Source organism: Mycobacterium sp. P2_H7 (assembly GCF_056403275.1).
On sequence record NZ_JBFUFU010000001.1, the window covers coordinates 352,630 to 370,494 of the forward strand.

The following is a 17,865-nucleotide window of genomic DNA, read 5'->3' on the forward strand; positions in this document are numbered from 1 at the left end:
GGCAATTGAAATCAATTGCTGCGCATGCGCCAACAATCGGCGCACGCCAGGTGAATTCGGCCTACCATCGTCGCGTGGCCTTCCCCACCGACCTCGGCACTGCGACGTCGAATCGGTTGCATGGGGCTTCGCCTGCACGGAATCCTTCGCTGATCGTCCCGCTCGGGTCGACTGAGCAGCACGGTCCGCACCTCCCGCTCGACACCGACACCAGGATTGCGGTCGCGGTCGCCCGCTCGGCGGCCGCCCGGGTCGGGGCGGGCTGGCTGCTGGCGCCGGCACTGAGCTATGGCGCCAGTGGCGAACACGAGGGTTTCCCCGGCACGGTGTCGATCGGCACCGAGGCCCTGCGGATGGTCCTGACGGAGTTCGGCCGCTCGGCGTGCGGCTGGGCAACACGCCTGTTCTTCGTCAACGGCCACGGTGGGAACGTCGAGGCCTTGGTGGCGGCGGTGACGCTACTTCGCGCGGAAGGCCGCGACGCCGCCTGGTCCTCCTGTACGGTCGCAGGCGCCGACGCACATGCGGGCCATACCGAAACTTCTGTATTGCTACATATTTCACCAGAGAACGTGCGGATAGAGGAACGCGTGCCGGGTAACAGTGCACCGTTGTCGGAACTGATGCCGGCAATGCGTCGCGGCGGGGTGGCTGCGGTGAGTGAGATAGGGGTCCTGGGGGATCCGACGACGGCGACCGAACAGGACGGCGAGCAACTTTTCGCCGCCATGGTCGACGGGTGTGTGCGCAGGGTGTCGGCATGGGCACCGGACGCGCGCGGGATGCTGATATGACGGGTCCGCGGCTGCCCGACGGTTTCGCGGTCCAGGTCGACCGCAGGGTGAAGGTTCTCGGCGAGGGCGCCGCACTGCTGGGCGGGTCGCCGACCCGACTGCTGCGGCTGGCACCGGTGGCCCAGACCATGCTCGACGACGGCCGCCTTGAGGTGCACGACGCGTTGTCGGCGCAGCTGGCCCGCACCCTGCTGGATGCCACCGTCGCACATCCGCGGCCGGCCACCGGTCCGTCCCACCGCGATGTCACAGTCGTTGTGCCAGTGCGTGACAACACCCTCGGCCTGTGCCGGTTGGTGCGCTCGCTGCGGGGCATGCGCGTCGTCGTGGTCGACGACGGCTCGACGGTGCCGGTGCAGGACTCCGATTTCGACGGCGTGCGCAGCGATATGCTGGTGCTGCGGCATGCTCGCAGCCGTGGTCCGGCCGCCGCGCGCAACACCGGCCTGCTGGCGTGCACCACCGACTTCGTGGCGTTCCTGGACTCCGACGTGGTGCCCCGGCGCGGCTGGCTGGAAGCGCTCCTGGGGCACTTCTGCGACCCCGCGGTGGCTCTGGTGGCGCCGCGCATCGTGAGCCTGCGTGAGCCCGACAATCTGGTCGCCCGGTACGAGTCCGTGCGGTCGTCGCTGGACCTGGGAATGCGGGAGGCCCCCGTCGTCCCGTACGGCCCCGTGTCCTACGTGCCCAGTGCGGCCATCATCTGCCGGCGCAGCCTGCTGACAGAGGTGGGCGGCTTCGACGAGACCCTGCGCTCGGGCGAGGACGTCGACCTGTGCTGGCGATTCGTGGAGGCCGGTCACCGGCTCCGCTACGAGCCCATTGCGCAGGTGGGCCACGACCACCGGACGCAATTGCGGGAGTGGTTCGGACGCAAGGCCTTCTACGGGCAGTCTGCGGCGCCGCTCTCGGTGCGCCACCCCGGTAAGACCGCTCCGATGGTGGTGCACCGCTGGATGCTGCTGGTCTGGATCCTGATGGCGAGCGGGTCCGGCGTCGGGTACCTCGCCGCCGCGGTCATCACGGTGTTGTTCGGGCGCCGGATATCGGCTTCGCTCGGTGCGGTGGACACCGAACCCAAACAGGTCGCCGCGATGGCCGCGCGCGGGTTGTGGGGGTCGGCGCTGCAGACCGCGTCCGCCATCTGCCGGCACTACTGGCCCGTGACACTGTTGGCCGCCGTGTTCTTCCGGCGTTGTCGGCAGGTGGTCCTGCTGGCCGCGATTCTCGACGGCCTCGCCGACTGGGCCAGCCGCAACAACAGCGCCGACCAGGACACGCAACGGGTCGGTGTGCTGAGCTACCTGTTGCTCAAACGCCTCGACGACATCGCCTACGGGCTCGGCCTGTGGACCGGGGTGGTGCGGGAGCGCCACGTCGGAGCGCTCAAGCCGCAGATCCGGTCGTGACCTGACACTTGCACAGCGATGTCCTGATCGTCGGCGCGGGAAGCGCTGGTTCGGTTCTGGCCGAACGCCTTTCGGTCGACGAACGCTGCCGGGTCACGGTGCTGGAAGTGGGCCCGGCCGCCGACGACCCCGCGGTTGCCGCGCAGCTGCGCGACGCCACCCGGCTCCCGATCGGGCCGGGTAGCGCGGTCGCCCGGCACTACGTGACGACACTGACCGACCACCCTCATCGAACGGCGACCGTGATGCGCGGTGCCGTGGTGGGCGGCTCGGGCGCCATCAACGGCGGCTACTTCTGCCGCGGCCGGCCCGCGGACTTCGACGGCTGGGACCTGCCGGGGTGGCGCTGGGACGACGTGCTGCCCCACTTCCGGGCCATCGAGACCGACCTGGACCGCACCGGGCCCCTACATGGCGCGGTGGGCCCCATCCGCGTCAGCCGGACGACGAACCTCAGTCCCGGCACCGCGACGTTCGTGCAGGGGGTGCTCGACCTCGGGTATCCCTGGCTCGACGATCTCAACGGTGCGCCCGGGCCGGATGGGGTGGGGGCGATACCGCTCAACATCGACGACGGGGTCAGGCTCGGCCCCGGTTCGGCGTTCCTGCTGCCCGCGCAGGGGCGACCTAACCTCAGCGTGCGGTCGAGCACCCCGGTGTTGCGGATCCTGATCCGCGGGTCCCGGGCCGTCGGTGTGGAGGTGCTGGGCCCGGCCGGCGCGGAAGTCCTCACGGCAGATCGAATCGTGTTGTCCGCCGGGGCTATCGGTTCGGCACAGCTGCTCATGGTGTCGGGTTTCGGGCCGGCCGGCATGCTGGAACGCGCCGGCATCGCGGTGCAGGCCGATCTGCCGGTCGGGACGGCGTTCTGCGATCACCCCGAGTGGGTGCTGCCCGTCGAGTGGCCCGCGGCCCCGGGCCGGCCGCCGGTGGAGGCGGCGCTGTCCGTCGATGATCTGGAGATCAGGCTCTATACAACGGGTTTCGCGGAGATGATCGGAGCGGGTCCCGCCGACCATCCGCATATCGGTGTCGCGCTGATGCGGCCCCGGTCCCGGGGCCGGCTCTCGGTGCTGTCGCCCGACCTCACCGATGCCCCGGTGCTCGAACATCGTTATGACGGCGCGGAAGCCGATGTCGCCGCGCTGGGTGCCGGCGCAGGACTCGCCCGCGCGATAGCGGGAATGGCTGGGCTGGAGGCGCATTGGTCCACCACGCAGCATCTGAGCGCTACCGTGCCGATGGGTTCGGTGCTCGACGAGCGATGCCGGGTGCACGGGGTGGACGGCCTCTGGGTGGTGGACGGGTCGATCATGCCGACACTGCCCAGCCGCGGTCCACATGCCACCATCGCGATGATCGGGCACCGGGCGGCCGAATTCATCTCCTGAACAGCAGGCGACCGTCGCGGCCGGGCGCGAACAACGAGATCACCAGGGCGGCAACCGCTGTCACGACCGCGAGCACCGTCAGCGAGCTCTGCATCGCGTAGAGAAACGACATTTTTGCGGCGAAGATCAAATCGGTGCCGTGGGGTCCCAATTGTGTTGCGGCATTGAGCGCCTCGCCCAAGGATCCGGCCGCCGCCCTGCGCAGGGGTTCGGGGTAGCCGCCCAGCGCAGGCAGGATCTCGTGGGTGTAGCCCGCCGCCAGCATCGAACCGGCCAGTGCGATCCCCAGCGCGGCACCCATCTCGCGGGTGGTGTCGTTGACCGCTGAGGCCACACCTTGCTTGTCGTCGGGGGCCGAGGTCATGATCGCCGAGGTGGTCGGCGCGGTGAACAACCCGACGCCGGTGCTGATGATCAGCAATGGCCAGGCCAGCTCCCAGTAGGTCGCGTCCACCGCGAGGCCGCGCATGCACAGCAGCCCGGTCGCCATCAGCATCAAGCCGGTGAACACCACGAACCGCAACCCCAGGCGCGGCAGGTACCACGCCGACAGCGGCGACAGGATCAGCAAGGGAACGGCCAAGGGGGACAGCGCGACAGCTGTTCCCAAGGGGGAGTACCCCAACACCAACTGGAGCAATTGCATCTCCAGGAAGAAGAAGCCGAACATCGTCATGAACAGTGCGGTGATCGCCGCCGCGCCGGTGGCGAACTCGGGTACCCGGAACAACCGCACATCCAACAACGGATGCACCCTGCGCAATTCGACGATGCCGAAGGCGATCATCAGCAGCACCCCCGCGGCGATGCAGCACAACACGACGGGATGGCCCCAGCCGCGGGCGGGAGCCTCCAGGATCCCGAATACCAGCACCGCGACGGCCACGCCGATCGTCACCGCGCCGACGACGTCCAATGGCGTGGCATTGGGATCCTTGGATTCGGCGATGGTCAGGGCCAGTACGAAGATGAGCGCCGCGCCGATGGCGAAGCCCCAGAACACCGCCTGCCATGACCAGACCTGCACCAGCACACCCGACCCCAGCATCCCGACGATGGCCCCGCAGCCCGCGACGCCGGCCCAGATGGCTATCGCCTTGGCGCGCTGATCTTTCGGGTATGCCGTCGTCAGCAGCGACAAGGTGGCGGGCATGATGAACGCGGCCCCGGCCCCGGCCACCCCGCGGGCCGCGATCACGTACCCGGGATCCGAGCACACCGCGGGAACCACCGAGGCCGCGGCGAACACCGCGAGCCCCGCGAGTAGCGCGCCCCGGCGGCCGAACCGGTCGCCGATCGCCCCGGCCGGCAGCAGCAGACATGCCAGCGCCAGTGTGTAGACGTCCACGATCCAGGTCAGCTGCGTCTGGCTGGCCGACATCGCGACGGCGATGTCGCCGAGCGCGGTGTTCAGCGCCACCATCGACGAGATGACCAGCAGGACACCCAGGCAGGCGATGCAGAGTGTCCACGCCCGGGTGCGCGCGGAGATGTCGGGTATCTCGAGTTGTGGGGTGTCGACCATGCTCGGCTCCTCACGGGTGCGACAATAACGAGACTCTTGGTCTTTCTACGAGACTAACAGTCTTGTTTCTGTAGTGAGGAGTTTTCGAGGTGGCGGTCGAATCGGATCCGCGGCCGGCTCGCTCCCGGGCCCGGCTGCTCGACGCGGCGACGGCCCTGCTGCGCACCGGCGGCCCCAGCGCGGTGACCGTCGATGCCGTCTTGCGTGGCGCCAACGTGGCCAGGGCCACCCTCTACCGGCACTTTCCCAGCGGAAACGACTTGCTGGCGGCCGCTTTTCACGCGCTGATCCCGCCCGCGCCGGAACCGCCGCCGGACGGACCGCTGCGCGAACGGTTGACAGTGCTGGTGCAGGCTCAGGCCGCCCTGATCGCCGAGGTGCCGGTCACGGTGGCGGCGATGTCCTGGTTGGCGCTGGGCGGCGACATGACCGCACTGCCCTGGGTCGGTACCTCCGGGCACTCGGAGAGTCCGGAGGTGCAGACCCTGCGCGAGCGGGTCGCCGAACAGTACGCGGCGCCGCTGGAAGCCGTCCTGGGCAGCCCGGAGGCGGTCGCCGCACTCGGCGACGTGGACCGCACCAGGGCCGCGGCCCTGCTCCTCGGCCCCGTCGTGCTCGGCAAGCTCAGTACGCTGCCCGACTTCGACTACGCCGAGGTCGCCAAGGCGTCGGTGGACGGTTTCCTGGCCACCCACTCGATCAGCGCAACGAATACCGGATCGGCAGGTGCTTGAGGCCGCCGACGAAGACCGTGCGCGAAAGCGTGGGGGCACCGGCCAATTCGATGGATTCCAGGCGCGGGATCAGCTCGGTGAACAGACTGGCCATCTCCATCCGGGCCAGCGCGGCACCGAGACAGAAGTGCACGCCATACCCGAATGCCAAGTGCTTGTTGGGATCCCGGCAGATGTCGAAGCGGAACGGATCGGTGAAGACCTCTTCGTCACGGTTGCCCGACGCGTACGCCAGATAGACGGATTCGCCCTTGGCTATCGAGACGCCGCGCACTTCGGTGTCCGCGGTCGCGGTGCGCATGAATTCCTTGACCGGCGTGGTCCAGCGGATCATCTCCTCGACTGCCGTGCCCATCAGGTCGGGTTGTGCGCGCAACCGCTCCAGTTCGGCGGGATTCTCGATGAGGGCGTGCAAGCCGCCGGAGATCGCATCCTTGGTGGTGTCGTGTCCGGCGCTGGCCACGAGCACGTAGTAGGACGCGGTGTCCACATCGGAGAGCGGCTGCCCGTCGATGCTCCCGTTGGCGATCGCCGATGCCAGATCACCGGTGGGGGTCGCCCGGCGTGACGCGGTCAACTGGGCGAAGTAGGCGAAGAAGTCCATCAGCACCTCCAGGCCGTCCTCCAGGGACTTGCCACGCTGGTACTCCTCGTCGTCGCCGCCGAACATCTCCTGGGTCAGGGTGTGCATCCGGCCGAAATCGGATTCGGGCAGCCCCAGCAGCGACATGATCACGTACAGCGGGAAATTCACCGCGATCTCGGTGACGAAGTCACACTCGGGCCCGATGTCGCGCATCCGGTCGACATAGCGTTTGGCCAATTCGTCGACGCGGACTTTCAGATCGCGCATCGCCTTGGGCCGGAACCAGTCCGCGCCGATGGTCCGCACCTTGCGATGGTGCGGATCGTCCATGTGGATCAAGGTGCGCAGGCCCATCCCGGCCTCCAACTGCGTCTTGGCCATGTCGTCGGCGGCGGCAGTGGCCAGCAGCGGCCGCGGCCCACTGATGAACAGGTCGTTCTCCCGCTCGATCGCCATGATGTCCGCGTGCTTGGTGATGGCCCAGAACGGCCGGTAGTGCCGGTGCTCGACCCAGGACACCGGCTGTTCGGCGCGCAGTTGACGCAGGGCCGCGTGTAGACGCGCGTCGTCGGCGTAGGCGGCCGGGTCGGCGAGGACTCGGTTCTGCGGGCTCACCGGGCGGTCGGTGGGCGGGGTGCTCATCGGCAGCTCCTTGCGGTTGACTTGACGGGTGTCAGGTTTCCGGTCACCCCCAGTGTCGACGATGTACGCCGCCGCACGGGCGGGATTGCGTCGATCGGCTGCCGTAGGCTCGCGAATCATGCCCTCCGGTTCGTTCGGGCGCCGTCTGCCAGGCCCTGTCGCTCGCTTGCTGGCCGTCCTGGCGATCGGTGTGCTGGTGCTCGGCGGCTGCGGTCGGGGTGCCGGACAGGTGGCCGGAACCAGTCTGGTGCCGAAACCGGACCCCGGGCTCGACCGCGGCCTGGTGCACGTCGCCGAAGGCCTGCTCGAAGGCGCTGCGGCGTCGGGCTACGTTCTGTTCCAAGGCATTCCGTATGCCGCACCCCCACTGGGAGCGCTGCGCTGGCAGCCGCCCGCTCCGGTCGCGCCGTGGGTGGGCGTCCGGGACGCGGCCATCCCGCGTCCACGATGCGTGCAGGACACCTCGCGCGATCCCGGCTGGGGTCGCAAGACCTCCGAAGACTGCCTCACCCTCAACGTGTGGGTGCCGGCCGGTGCCGTTGGCCTACCGGTGATGTTCTGGATTCACGGCGGAGCGTTCATCAATGGCAGCGGCGAGCTCTACGGCTCGCGCTGGATGGCGACCAAAGGCCGCGTCATCGTGGTCACCGTCAACTACCGGCTCGGCGCGCCCGGATTCCTCGCCCACCCGGATGTCGGGGACGGCAATTACGGGCTCGCCGATCAGCAGGCCGCGCTGCGCTGGGTGCACGACAACATCGGCGCCTTCGGCGGCGACCCCGCGAAGGTCACCATCGCCGGGGAATCCGCGGGTGCGATGTCGGTCTGCGATCACCTTGTCGCACCCGGTTCGACAGGGCTGTTCCGCGCCGCCATCATCCAGAGCGGTCCGTGCCAGGCGCAGGCTGACCTGGCCACCGCCCGCCGCGAAAGCCTGCGCTATGCCGCGCGGGTGGGCTGTACCGATCCGGCCGACGCCGCGCGTTGCCTGCGGGAGTTGCCCGCCGCCAAGCTCGACCAGCCGCCGTGGTTCTACCGCATCGGCAGCGACTGGCTGACCGGTCCGGTGACGGGAACACCGATCCTGCCGGCGGATCCGGTCGCCATGATGCGCGACGGCAAGGCGGCCAAGGTCCCGGTGCTCGTCGGCACCACGGCCGATGAGTTCACGCTCTTTGTGGCGCTGCAGTACCTGCGCACCCGCCATGACGCCACCCCGGCCGACTACCCGGGTCTGCTCGCGGACACCTTCGGGCCCGACGCGGCTGCCGTCGGGGCGCAGTATCCGCTGGCCCACTTCGGCGGCAGCGCATCGCTGGCGTATGCCGCGACGGTCACCGACGGTGTCTTCGCCTGCGTTGCGCACCGGATGGCGACCGACCTGGCCAGATCTGCGCCGGTGTACGGCTACGAATTCGACGATCCGATGCCACCGACACCGGATCCGTTGCGGCACTTGCCGTTCCCGGTCGGCGCCAGTCACTCCCTGGAACTTCGGTACCTGTTCGAGATTGGCGGAGCCCCCCGGCTCGACGCCGCACAGCAACAGCTGTCCGACCAGATGCTGTCCTACTGGACACAATTCGTCACCACCGGTGTACCCGCGGCACCGGGCGGGCCGGTCTGGCCGCCCGTGAACGATGTGCCCGAGCAGTGGATGCAGCTTCGGCCCGACGGCAGCAGGGTGATCACCGATTTCGCGGCGTCGCACCACTGCCCGTTCTGGGCCGGGCTGGAAGGCTGACGGGATGAGCGACTTCGCGCAACGCTGGGTGGATGCGTGGAACGACCACGATGTCGAGGCGGTGCTCGCGCACTTCCACGAGGACGTGGTGTTCACCTCGCCGGTGGCCGAGCGTGTGGTGCCGGAGAGCGGGGGAGTCGCGCGCGGCAAGCAGGCGCTGCGCGAGTACTGGACCCGCGCGCTGGCGCAGCTGCCCGACCTGCACTTCGAGATCGTCGGCGTCTATCAGGGTGTGTCCACCATCGTCATCAACTACCGCAACCACCGCGGGCAGCTGGTCAACGAGGTCCTCATCTTCGACGGCGACCTGGTGCGCGAAGGGCACGGCACCTACCTGGAGTAGCTAGACCCGCGTCACCCACGTCGTGATGTCCGCGTGCACCACCTCGGTGCCGTCCCGATCGGTGATGCTCACCGGCACGGTGATCTCGGTGCCCTCGGTGATGGCGCCGAAGTCCGGCACCTCGAACTCGGCGACCGCCCGCAGTGACGACGTCGCCTTGGCCAGGTACTGAACCGTCATCGCCTTGGGGATCCAGCGATGGGTGGTGGGCACGGTGGCTTCCATGGCCATGCCCATCGCCACCTCGGCGGCGTTGCAGGACGCGATGGCATGCACGGTGTGCAGGTGGTTGTAGACGAAGAACCACTTGGGCACCGCCACCTCGGCGCGACCCGGCTCCATCGTCAGGACGTGCGGTAACACCGAGGCGAAATACGGCACCCGCACCATGGCGGCGGCCGAGAACACTCGCGTGCCGCCCGGGCGTCCCGAGAGTGCCTTCCAGGCGCGGTAGGTGGGGTTCTGAGCGGGCATGGAGCTAGACCTTACTGTGGAGTAAGGTAGGGCCCGACGCCGAGGCTGAAGCCAGGGACGAATTCGTCTCACGAGGGGGTCCCTGGCTTCAGTGTCTGCGCCTCTCCCGGCCCTCATCGCAGCTGGCGCGGGGCCGATCAGCCGGAATTTGGCTGCCGCCCGGATCTGAGGCATACTGTTCGGGTTGCCTTGAGCCGGGTTCGCCTGGCCGGGCATGCGACCAGCGTCCTCACGGACGCGTCCGGTCCCCACCTCGATCGTGATCGATATTTCGAACGCGGACGAGTGTGCGCAAGGGCGACACACCCGAGCGCGGGGGTCGGTGTACCAGAGACAGGTAAACAGCGGCGGCATAGCCAGCGCAGCGCATTCGTGCGGTGCGCGCTAGACCAAGCAGAACATGGCCCAACACTGGGCCCGTTAATAGTGAGGTAGGAGAAGCGTGGCGGGACAGAAGATCCGCATCAGGCTCAAGGCCTACGACCATGAGGCGATCGACGCCTCGGCGCGAAAGATCGTCGAGACTGTCACCCGTACGGGCGCCAGCGTGGTCGGCCCGGTGCCGCTGCCGACCGAGAAGAACGTGTATTGCGTTATCCGGTCTCCCCATAAGTACAAGGACTCGCGGGAGCATTTCGAAATGCGTACCCACAAGCGCCTTATCGACATCCTCGACCCGACGCCGAAGACCGTTGACGCCTTGATGCGCATCGATCTGCCGGCGAGCGTCGACGTCAATATCCAGTAGGAGACTCAGAGAAATGGCTAGAAAAGGCATTCTGGGCACCAAGCTGGGCATGACGCAGGTGTTCGACGAGAACAACAAAGTCGTCCCGGTGACGGTCGTCAAGGCCGGCCCCAACGTGGTGACCCGCATCCGCACCACCGAGCTCGATGGCTACAGCGCCGTGCAGCTCGCCTACGGCGAGATCAGCCCGCGCAAGGTCACCAAGCCGGTCACCGGTCAGTTCGCCGCCGCCGGGATCAACCCGCGCCGGCACCTGGCAGAGCTGCGCCTGGAGAACGAGGCCGCGGCCGCCGAGTACGAGGTCGGGCAGGAGCTGACTGCCGAGATCTTCGCCGACGGCGCGTACGTCGACGTGACCGGCACCAGCAAGGGCAAGGGCTTCGCCGGCACCATGAAGCGTCACGGCTTCAAGGGCCAGGGCGCTTCGCACGGTGCGCAGGCTGTGCACCGTCGTCCCGGTTCGATCGGTGGCTGCGCCACCCCGGGTCGTGTCTTCAAGGGCACCCGGATGTCGGGCCGTATGGGTAGTGACCGCGTCACCACCCAGAACCTGAAGGTGCACAAGGTCGACGCCGAGAATGGCGTGCTGTTGATCAAGGGCGCAGTTCCCGGGCGCAACGGTGGACTCGTCGTGGTTCGCACCGCGATCAAACGAGGTGAGAAGTAATGACTTCTTTGAAGATTGACGTTCATACCCCGGACGGCAAGCTGGACGGCTCCGTCGAGTTGCCCGCCGCGCTGTTCGACGCCGAAGCCAGCATCGCGCTGATGCACCAGGTGGTCAACGCGCAGCTCGCCGCGGCCCGCCAGGGCACGCACTCGGCCAAGACTCGCGCCGAGGTCTCCGGTGGCGGCAAGAAGCCGTACCGCCAGAAGGGCACCGGCCGGGCGCGTCAGGGCTCGACCCGTGCACCGCAGTTCACCGGTGGTGGCGCAGTGCACGCTCCGAAGCCGCGTGACTACAGCCAGCGCACCCCCAAGAAGATGATCGCCGCCGCACTGCGCGGGGCGCTCTCGGACCGGGCGCGCAACGAGCGGATCCACGCCGTCACCGAACTGGTGGCCGGCCAGAACCCGTCGACCAAGAGCGCCAAGGGTTTCCTGGGCACGCTGACCGACCGCAAGCGCGTGCTGGTGGTCATCGGCCGTGCCGACGAAGTCGGCGCCAAGAGCGTGCGCAACCTTCCCGGTGTGCACGTGCTCTCGGCCGACCAGCTCAACACCTATGACGTGCTGCGCGCAGATGACATCGTGTTCAGCGTCGAAGCGCTCAACGCGTACATCGATGCGAACACCAAGGATCACAAAGAAGGAGCGTCGGTCTGATGGCAACGATTACCGACCCCCGCGACATCATTCTGGCCCCGGTCATCTCGGAGAAGTCCTACGGACTGATCGAGGGCAACGTGTACACGTTTGTGGTGCACCCGGATTCGAACAAGACGCAGATCAAGATCGCCATCGAGAAGATCTTCTCCGTCAAGGTCGATTCGGTGAACACCCTCAACCGCAACGGCAAGCGCAAGCGCACCCGCACCGGTTACGGCCAGCGCAAGAGCACCAAGCGCGCGATCGTGACCCTGGCGCAGGGCAGCAAGCCGATCGACCTCTTCGGAGCACCGGCCTGACCGGCCGGGAGTTAAGGGATTAACTGATAATGGCAATTCGCAAGTACAAGCCGACGACCCCGGGTCGTCGCGGTTCGAGCGTCTCCGATTTCGCCGAGATCACTCGTTCGACTCCGGAGAAGTCGCTCATCCGCCCGCTGCACAGCACTGGTGGACGTAACGCCCACGGCCGCATCACCACTCGGCACAAGGGTGGTGGCCACAAGCGTGCCTACCGCGTCATCGACTTCCGTCGCAATGACAAGGACGGCGTCAACGCCAAGGTCGCGCACATCGAGTACGACCCCAACCGCACCGCGAACATCGCGCTGCTTCACTTTCTTGACGGCGAGAAGCGCTACATCATCGCGCCGCAGGGTCTGAAGCAGGGCGATGTCATCGAGCAGGGCCCCAACGCCGACATCAAGCCGGGTAACAACCTGCCGCTGCGCAACATCCCGGCCGGTACCGTCATCCACGCTGTGGAGCTGCGGCCCGGCGGCGGTGCCAAGCTCGGCCGCTCGGCCGGCGTCAGCATCCAGCTGCTGGGTAAGGAAGGCACTTACGCCTCCCTGCGTATGCCCTCCGGCGAGATCCGTCGCGTCGATGTGCGCTGCCGCGCCACCGTCGGCGAGGTCGGCAACAAGGAGCAGGCCAACATCAACTGGGGTAAAGCCGGCCGTATGCGGTGGAAGGGCAAGCGCCCCACCGTCCGTGGTGTCGTGATGAACCCGGTCGACCACCCGCACGGTGGTGGTGAGGGTAAGACCTCCGGTGGTCGTCACCCGGTGAGCCCCTGGGGCAAGCCCGAGGGCCGCACCCGCAAGCCGAACAAGGCGAGCGACAAGCTCATCGTCCGTCGCCGGCGCACCGGCAAGAATAAGCGCTAGGGAGTAAAGCGATGCCACGCAGCCTCAAGAAGGGCCCGTTCGTCGACGACCATCTGCTCAAGAAGGTCGACGTCCAGAACGAGAAGAACACCAAGCAGGTCATCAAGACCTGGTCGCGCCGGTCCACCATCATTCCGGACTTCATCGGTCACACCTTCGCCGTCCACGACGGTCGCAAGCACGTGCCGGTGTTCGTCACCGAGGCGATGGTCGGGCACAAGCTGGGCGAGTTCGCGCCCACCCGTACGTTCAAGGGTCACATCAAGGATGACCGGAAGGCGAAGCGCCGGTAATGAGTACGACGACTGAATATCCGTCCGCGACGGCGGTTGCACGCTACGTGCACATGTCGCCGACCAAGGCACGCCGGGTCATCGACCTGGTCCGCGGCAAGTCCGTGGCCGAGGCGCTCGACATCCTGCGCTGGGCTCCCCAGGAGGCCAGCGAGACGGTCGCCAAGGTGATCGCCAGTGCGGCCGCCAACGCGCAGAACAACAACGGGCTGGACCCGGCGACCCTCGTGGTCGCCACCATCCACGCCGACGGTGGCCCGACCGCCAAGCGGATCCGTCCGCGCGCCCAGGGGCGTGCATTCCGGATCCGTAAGCGCACCAGCCACATCACTGTGATCGTGGAGAGCCGGCCGCCGCGCAAGAGCGGGCAGCAGGGCGCCTCGGCGAGTGCGGCTCGCGCACGTCGTGCGCAGGGCAGCAAGGCCGCTACGACCAAGGCCACATCCACCAAGGCTTCTGCAGAGGCGAAGGAGGGCTCGGAGTAGTGGGCCAGAAGATCAATCCGCACGGCTTCCGCCTCGGTATCACCACCGACTGGAAGTCGCGTTGGTACGCGGACAAGCAGTACTCGGATTACGTGAAGGAAGACGTCGCGATCCGTCGCCTCCTGGCCACCGGCCTTGAGCGTGCCGGCATCGCCGATGTGGAGATCGAAAGGACTCGCGACAGAGTCCGTGTTGATATCCACACCGCGCGTCCCGGCATCGTGATCGGGCGTCGTGGCACCGAGGCCGACCGGATCCGCACCGACCTGGAGAAGCTCACCAAGAAGCAGGTGCAGCTGAACATCCTCGAGGTGAAGAACCCCGAGGCAGTGGCACAGCTGGTGGCCCAGGGCGTCGCGGAGCAGCTGAGCAACCGCGTGGCGTTCCGCCGCGCGATGCGCAAGGCGATCCAGTCGGCCATGCGCCAGCCCAACGTCAAGGGCATCCGGGTCCAGTGCTCGGGTCGCCTCGGCGGTGCTGAGATGAGCCGCTCGGAGTTCTACCGCGAAGGTCGCGTCCCGCTGCACACGCTGCGCGCGGACATCGACTACGGCCTCTACGAGGCAAAGACCACCTTCGGCCGCATCGGCGTGAAGGTCTGGATCTACAAGGGCGACATCGTCGGTGGTAAGCGTGAGCTGACCGCCGCCGCTGCGCCGGCCGCAGACCGTCCCCGCCGGGATCGTCCGACGGGCACCCGTCCGCGCCGTAGCGGTGCGTCGGGTACCACGGCGACGAGCACCGACGCCGGGCGTGCCGCCAGCGGTGACGAGACAGCTGCGCCGACCGCTGACGCTGCTGTCGAGGCAGCTTCCAATTCCGGTCAGCCGGAAGCTACGGAGAACTAATCATGTTGATTCCCCGCAGGGTCAAGCACCGCAAGCAGCACCACCCGGAGCAGCGTGGCATCGCCAGCGGCGGCACCGCGGTCAGCTTCGGTGACTACGGCATCCAGGCTCTGGAGCATGCCTACATCACCAACCGGCAGATCGAGTCCGCTCGTATCGCCATCAACCGGCACATCAAGCGTGGCGGCAAGGTCTGGATCAACATCTTCCCGGACCGCCCGCTGACCAAGAAGCCCGCCGAGACCCGCATGGGTTCCGGTAAGGGTTCGCCGGAGTGGTGGGTCGCCAACGTCAAGCCCGGACGCGTGCTGTTCGAGATCAGCTTCCCGGACGAGAAGATCGCCAAGGAAGCGCTCACCCGCGCGATCCACAAGCTGCCGATCAAGGCACGCATCATTACACGAGAGGAGCAGTTCTGATGGCAGTGGGAATTTCGCCCGGCGAACTGCGTGAGCTCACCGATGAGGAGCTCACCACTCGGGTGCGTGAGTCGAAGGAAGAGCTGTTCAACCTGCGCTTCCAGATGGCAACCGGCCAGCTGGCCAACAACCGGCGGCTGCGCGTGGTTCGCCAGGAGATCGCACGGGTTTACACCGTGCTGCGTGAACGTGAACTGGGTCTGGCCGCCGGACCCGTTGGTGAGGATTCGTAATGGCAGAAACTAAGGGCCCCAACCACACGCCGGCCACCGAGTCGCCGCGTGGCCGTCGTAAGACGGCCATCGGCTACGTGGTCAGCGACAAGATGCAGAAGACCATCGTGGTCGAACTGGAATCTCGCAAGAGCCACCCGCTCTACGGCAAGATCATCCGGACCACCACCAAGGTCAAGGCGCACGACGAGAACGGTGATGCCGGTGTCGGCGACCGCGTCTCGCTGATGGAGACCCGGCCGTTGTCGGCCACCAAGCGGTGGCGGCTGGTCGAGGTTCTCGAGCGCGCCAAGTAAGTCCGTATTCGTGAAACCCCCGCCCTACTGGGCGGGGGTTTTTGCGTATGTGGAGTTGTCGTCTCCCCGTGTTGGGTGATGGACGGTGGCGGACCGACGCCGAACTGTGGGCCCGGTTGGCGGAGCCGGACTGGCCGTTTGTCGCCGATACGCGGATGCTGTTGCCGCAGTGGCTGATCGGCTGACGCTTACCGTCGGTCCGTGCCACCGGGCATTGCTGTTTTTGCATATCGGTACAGAGTCCTGAGCTTGTGTTGCCTGGCTCTAGGGTCGAATGACAACGTGCAATGGCAATGCCGTCTTCGCAGGCCGTCGACCACTGCCGGCCAAGTGGGCGGACGGTAGTTTGCCAGAACCGTATTTCGGTCGATAGAGATATGAAGGCGCAATCAGTTGCGGGTGACAATTCGACGACTTGCAGGTCAAACAGCCGCGCAAGCGCATATCGTTTTGTGCAATGTTGCAGCGAATGCGCTCGATCCTAGGATTGCTGGCCGTTCTCGCGGCCGTGTTCACGGTGCCTGCTCCCGCCGTCGTGCGTGCGGCACCCGACCAGCCCTGGCTGGCGGACTCGCCCACGCTCGCGCTCACGGATCTGGGCCTGGAGCCAGACCTGTTGTTCTACGGCCAGATCGGCACGTCCGCTCTGACGGTGCCGGTACCGGCCGGGATGACTCCCGCCACCCTGAACATCACCGCCGAACTGCCGACGTATGTCCGTAGCGCCGAGCTCACCGTCAGTCAGGACAACCGGGTGCTCACCCGGATCGAGATCCCCGCGCAGCGTGGACCGGTCGTCATCCCGCTCGCTGGGGTGCAGGTCGTCGACAACTCGATCACCCTACTGCTGCGCAGTTATCTGCTGCCGCTGGACGGTTACTGCCTCGACCCGACCAACCCGCTGCGGCTCACCAACGTCACAGTGACCTACGCCGGCGTGGAACGCGCCCCCGTGGTGGTGGCCGACTTCCTGCCCCCGGTGTTGCGCAAACTGGTCGTGTACATCGGCGCCAGCCCGTCACTTGCCGAGGCCGACGCCGCGGTTCAACTCGCCACAGCCGTCGTCGCCCGGTACGGCAAGCAGTACCCCGCGGTCGAGGTGGCCGCACTACCGGCGCCCGACGTGCGGCCGCCGGGCACGGGCGGCGCGCTGGAACGGCACATCGTCATCTCGGAGGGGCCCGACGCGGGTGTGTCGCTGTACGGGGCGGGCGGGATGCCGGCCTTGCTCATCACGGGACCGGCCGCCGAGCTGGTCAACCAGGTGCGGTTGATCAACAGCAGGCTCGCCGAGTATGCGCTCACCTCCAAAGCCGTTGCCGGCCCGCTGAAGTCGACGCCACAGCTGACCGGCAACGAAACGACCATCCGTAAGCTCGGCCAACCGGGTGTCAACGCGGTCGCGCTGAATCCACAGGTGGGTATCGGGCTGGATCAGACTCGGCTGGGGCGCTCGGCGCACAACCTCCGCGTTCACCTCCAAGGCTCCTACACCCCACTGCCGAACAGCATCGGCGGACAGATCGTGGTCTCCATCGCCGGTGAGACCATCGCCCATTGGCAGGCAGACGCATCGGGCGTTGTGGACCGTTGGGTCGACGTGCCGGATCGGCTGCTGCAGCGCTACACCACGCTGAACGTCCAGGTGAACATCTCGGGAAACACCGGTCGATGCGGCGAGTTCCAGCCCATCACCCTGACCATCGACGGTGAGAGTGCGGTTCTGAGCGAACCCGCCAATCCGCCTGTCCCGCCGGGGTTCCAGTCGCTGCCGCAGGCGCTGATGCCGAAGGTCCAGATCGGTGTCAACAAGGACATCTTCGCGGATACCGTTCGCGCAGTGCAGATCATGACGGGTATGCAAAGGCTCAGCGCCCTACCCATCGATACCTCGGTGGTTCCGCTGGACGAAGCGCTCAAGTCCACCAACCCCGCCGTTTTGATCTCACCCGACGGCTGGGATCAACCCGACATTCCGCTCCCGGTGTCTGCGCCCGACGCGGTTCCGATGACCCTGAACGCGTTCGACGACGACGGGGATCCGACCACCCTGACGCTGGATCCCGCCTTGAAATTCGCTTCGCTGCAAACGGCTTTCGATGGTCACCGGTCGGTGCTTGTCGCCACCTCGAACGGCGCGTCCGGTCAACTCGACGAACTGCTGCGATGGTTGGGCAGCGACGAACGACGCTGGTCGATTGTCAACGGGGTGGCGCTCATCTCGGTGGCCGACCGTGAGCCCATCACTGTGTCGGCGCCGGACCTGATGGCGCAGTCTGCGCAGCCGACGACGGCATCGTCGATAGCGCCGTGGTGGTGGATCGGCGGCGCCGCACTGGTTGTCGTGCTGGCACTCACGGTGTGGATGCGGGTACGGGAGCGGCGCCGCGCGCGGGACGCCTGA

The 17,865-nt window shown here is 67.2% G+C and carries 21 protein-coding genes; 18 read left to right on the forward strand and 3 right to left on the reverse strand.

Annotated features, from left to right (window positions below; translation table 11 throughout):
• Window positions 1-50: 50 nt before the first annotated feature.
• From mftE to mftG, 3 genes are read left to right on the forward strand one after another with little or no spacing between them, the layout of a single operon-like run.
• Window positions 51-794, forward strand: coding sequence for a mycofactocin biosynthesis peptidyl-dipeptidase MftE (mftE, locus tag AC1DY7_RS01765; RefSeq protein WP_477491917.1), 744 nt, complete (start codon window positions 51-53; stop codon window positions 792-794).
• On the forward strand, window positions 791-2,203 hold the full coding sequence (gene mftF / locus AC1DY7_RS01770) for a mycofactocin biosynthesis glycosyltransferase MftF (RefSeq protein WP_477491960.1): 1,413 nt from the start codon (window positions 791-793) through the stop codon (window positions 2,201-2,203). Before mftE ends, mftF begins: the two co-directional genes overlap by 4 nt.
• 8 nt (window positions 2,204-2,211) lie before the next feature.
• Window positions 2,212-3,594: a mycofactocin dehydrogenase MftG gene (gene mftG / locus AC1DY7_RS01775; RefSeq protein WP_477491918.1), complete on the forward strand. Its 1,383-nt coding sequence runs from the start codon at window positions 2,212-2,214 to the stop codon at window positions 3,592-3,594.
• Here the strand turns inward: mftG and AC1DY7_RS01780 are convergent.
• Window positions 3,584-5,119: an MFS transporter gene (locus tag AC1DY7_RS01780; protein ID WP_477491919.1), complete on the reverse strand. Its 1,536-nt coding sequence runs from the start codon at window positions 5,117-5,119 to the stop codon at window positions 3,584-3,586. The genes mftG and AC1DY7_RS01780 overlap by 11 nt on opposite strands.
• Window positions 5,120-5,208: 89 nt before the next feature.
• Between AC1DY7_RS01780 and AC1DY7_RS01785 the strand changes: the two genes are divergently transcribed.
• On the forward strand, window positions 5,209-5,853 hold the full coding sequence (locus tag AC1DY7_RS01785) for a TetR/AcrR family transcriptional regulator (protein WP_477491920.1): 645 nt from the start codon (window positions 5,209-5,211) through the stop codon (window positions 5,851-5,853).
• On the opposite strand, the gene AC1DY7_RS01790 is transcribed toward AC1DY7_RS01785, so the two are convergent.
• A complete protein-coding gene (locus AC1DY7_RS01790) occupies window positions 5,819-7,081 on the reverse strand; it encodes a cytochrome P450 (RefSeq protein ID WP_477491921.1) in 1,263 nt (420 codons plus the stop codon). The two genes, AC1DY7_RS01785 and AC1DY7_RS01790, sit on opposite strands and share 35 nt — an antisense overlap.
• Window positions 7,082-7,199: 118 nt before the next feature.
• Between AC1DY7_RS01790 and AC1DY7_RS01795 the strand changes: the two genes are divergently transcribed.
• Complete coding sequence (locus tag AC1DY7_RS01795) at window positions 7,200-8,825, forward strand: carboxylesterase/lipase family protein (RefSeq protein ID WP_477491922.1); 1,626 nt, start codon at window positions 7,200-7,202, stop codon at window positions 8,823-8,825.
• Window positions 8,826-8,829: 4 nt separating this feature from the next.
• Window positions 8,830-9,168: a nuclear transport factor 2 family protein gene (locus AC1DY7_RS01800; RefSeq protein WP_477491923.1), complete on the forward strand. Its 339-nt coding sequence runs from the start codon at window positions 8,830-8,832 to the stop codon at window positions 9,166-9,168.
• Here AC1DY7_RS01800 and AC1DY7_RS01805 read toward each other — a convergent pair whose 3' ends face one another.
• A complete protein-coding gene (locus AC1DY7_RS01805; protein WP_477491924.1) occupies window positions 9,169-9,642 on the reverse strand; it encodes a hotdog fold domain-containing protein in 474 nt (157 codons plus the stop codon).
• Between the two features lie 442 nt (window positions 9,643-10,084).
• Here AC1DY7_RS01805 and rpsJ point away from each other — a divergent pair, with 442 nt between their 5' ends.
• From rpsJ to AC1DY7_RS01865, 12 genes are all read left to right on the forward strand, one after another.
• Entirely contained in the window at window positions 10,085-10,390 is a 306-nt protein-coding gene (gene rpsJ, locus AC1DY7_RS01810) for a 30S ribosomal protein S10 (RefSeq protein WP_003883485.1), read from the forward strand.
• Between the two features lie 13 nt (window positions 10,391-10,403).
• Window positions 10,404-11,057, forward strand: coding sequence for a 50S ribosomal protein L3 (gene rplC / locus AC1DY7_RS01815; RefSeq protein ID WP_477491925.1), 654 nt, complete (start codon window positions 10,404-10,406; stop codon window positions 11,055-11,057).
• Window positions 11,057-11,716: a 50S ribosomal protein L4 gene (gene rplD / locus AC1DY7_RS01820; protein ID WP_477491926.1), complete on the forward strand. Its 660-nt coding sequence runs from the start codon at window positions 11,057-11,059 to the stop codon at window positions 11,714-11,716. The genes rplC and rplD overlap by 1 nt, the downstream gene beginning before the upstream one ends.
• Entirely contained in the window at window positions 11,716-12,018 is a 303-nt protein-coding gene (gene rplW / locus AC1DY7_RS01825) for a 50S ribosomal protein L23 (protein WP_477491927.1), read from the forward strand. The genes rplD and rplW overlap by 1 nt, the downstream gene beginning before the upstream one ends.
• A gap of 29 nt (window positions 12,019-12,047) precedes the next feature.
• Window positions 12,048-12,887 (forward strand): 50S ribosomal protein L2, encoded by an 840-nt coding sequence (rplB, locus tag AC1DY7_RS01830; RefSeq protein WP_477491928.1) that lies wholly within the window; start codon window positions 12,048-12,050, stop codon window positions 12,885-12,887.
• 11 nt (window positions 12,888-12,898) lie between these two features.
• A complete protein-coding gene (rpsS, locus tag AC1DY7_RS01835) occupies window positions 12,899-13,180 on the forward strand; it encodes a 30S ribosomal protein S19 (protein WP_010908582.1) in 282 nt (93 codons plus the stop codon).
• Complete coding sequence (gene rplV, locus AC1DY7_RS01840) at window positions 13,180-13,665, forward strand: 50S ribosomal protein L22 (protein ID WP_477491929.1); 486 nt, start codon at window positions 13,180-13,182, stop codon at window positions 13,663-13,665. Before rpsS ends, rplV begins: the two co-directional genes overlap by 1 nt.
• A complete protein-coding gene (gene rpsC, locus AC1DY7_RS01845) occupies window positions 13,665-14,513 on the forward strand; it encodes a 30S ribosomal protein S3 (protein WP_477491930.1) in 849 nt (282 codons plus the stop codon). Before rplV ends, rpsC begins: the two co-directional genes overlap by 1 nt.
• Before the next feature lie 2 nt (window positions 14,514-14,515).
• Window positions 14,516-14,932, forward strand: a complete 417-nt coding sequence (gene rplP / locus AC1DY7_RS01850; RefSeq protein ID WP_477491931.1) for a 50S ribosomal protein L16 — start codon at window positions 14,516-14,518, stop codon at window positions 14,930-14,932.
• Entirely contained in the window at window positions 14,932-15,165 is a 234-nt protein-coding gene (rpmC, locus tag AC1DY7_RS01855) for a 50S ribosomal protein L29 (protein WP_477491932.1), read from the forward strand. The genes rplP and rpmC overlap by 1 nt, the downstream gene beginning before the upstream one ends.
• Window positions 15,165-15,461: a 30S ribosomal protein S17 gene (gene rpsQ / locus AC1DY7_RS01860; RefSeq protein ID WP_477491933.1), complete on the forward strand. Its 297-nt coding sequence runs from the start codon at window positions 15,165-15,167 to the stop codon at window positions 15,459-15,461. Before rpmC ends, rpsQ begins: the two co-directional genes overlap by 1 nt.
• A gap of 469 nt (window positions 15,462-15,930) precedes the next feature.
• Window positions 15,931-17,865 carry a hypothetical protein gene (locus AC1DY7_RS01865; RefSeq protein ID WP_477491934.1) on the forward strand — a complete coding sequence of 645 codons (1,935 nt, stop codon included), beginning with the start codon at window positions 15,931-15,933 and terminating at the stop codon, window positions 17,863-17,865.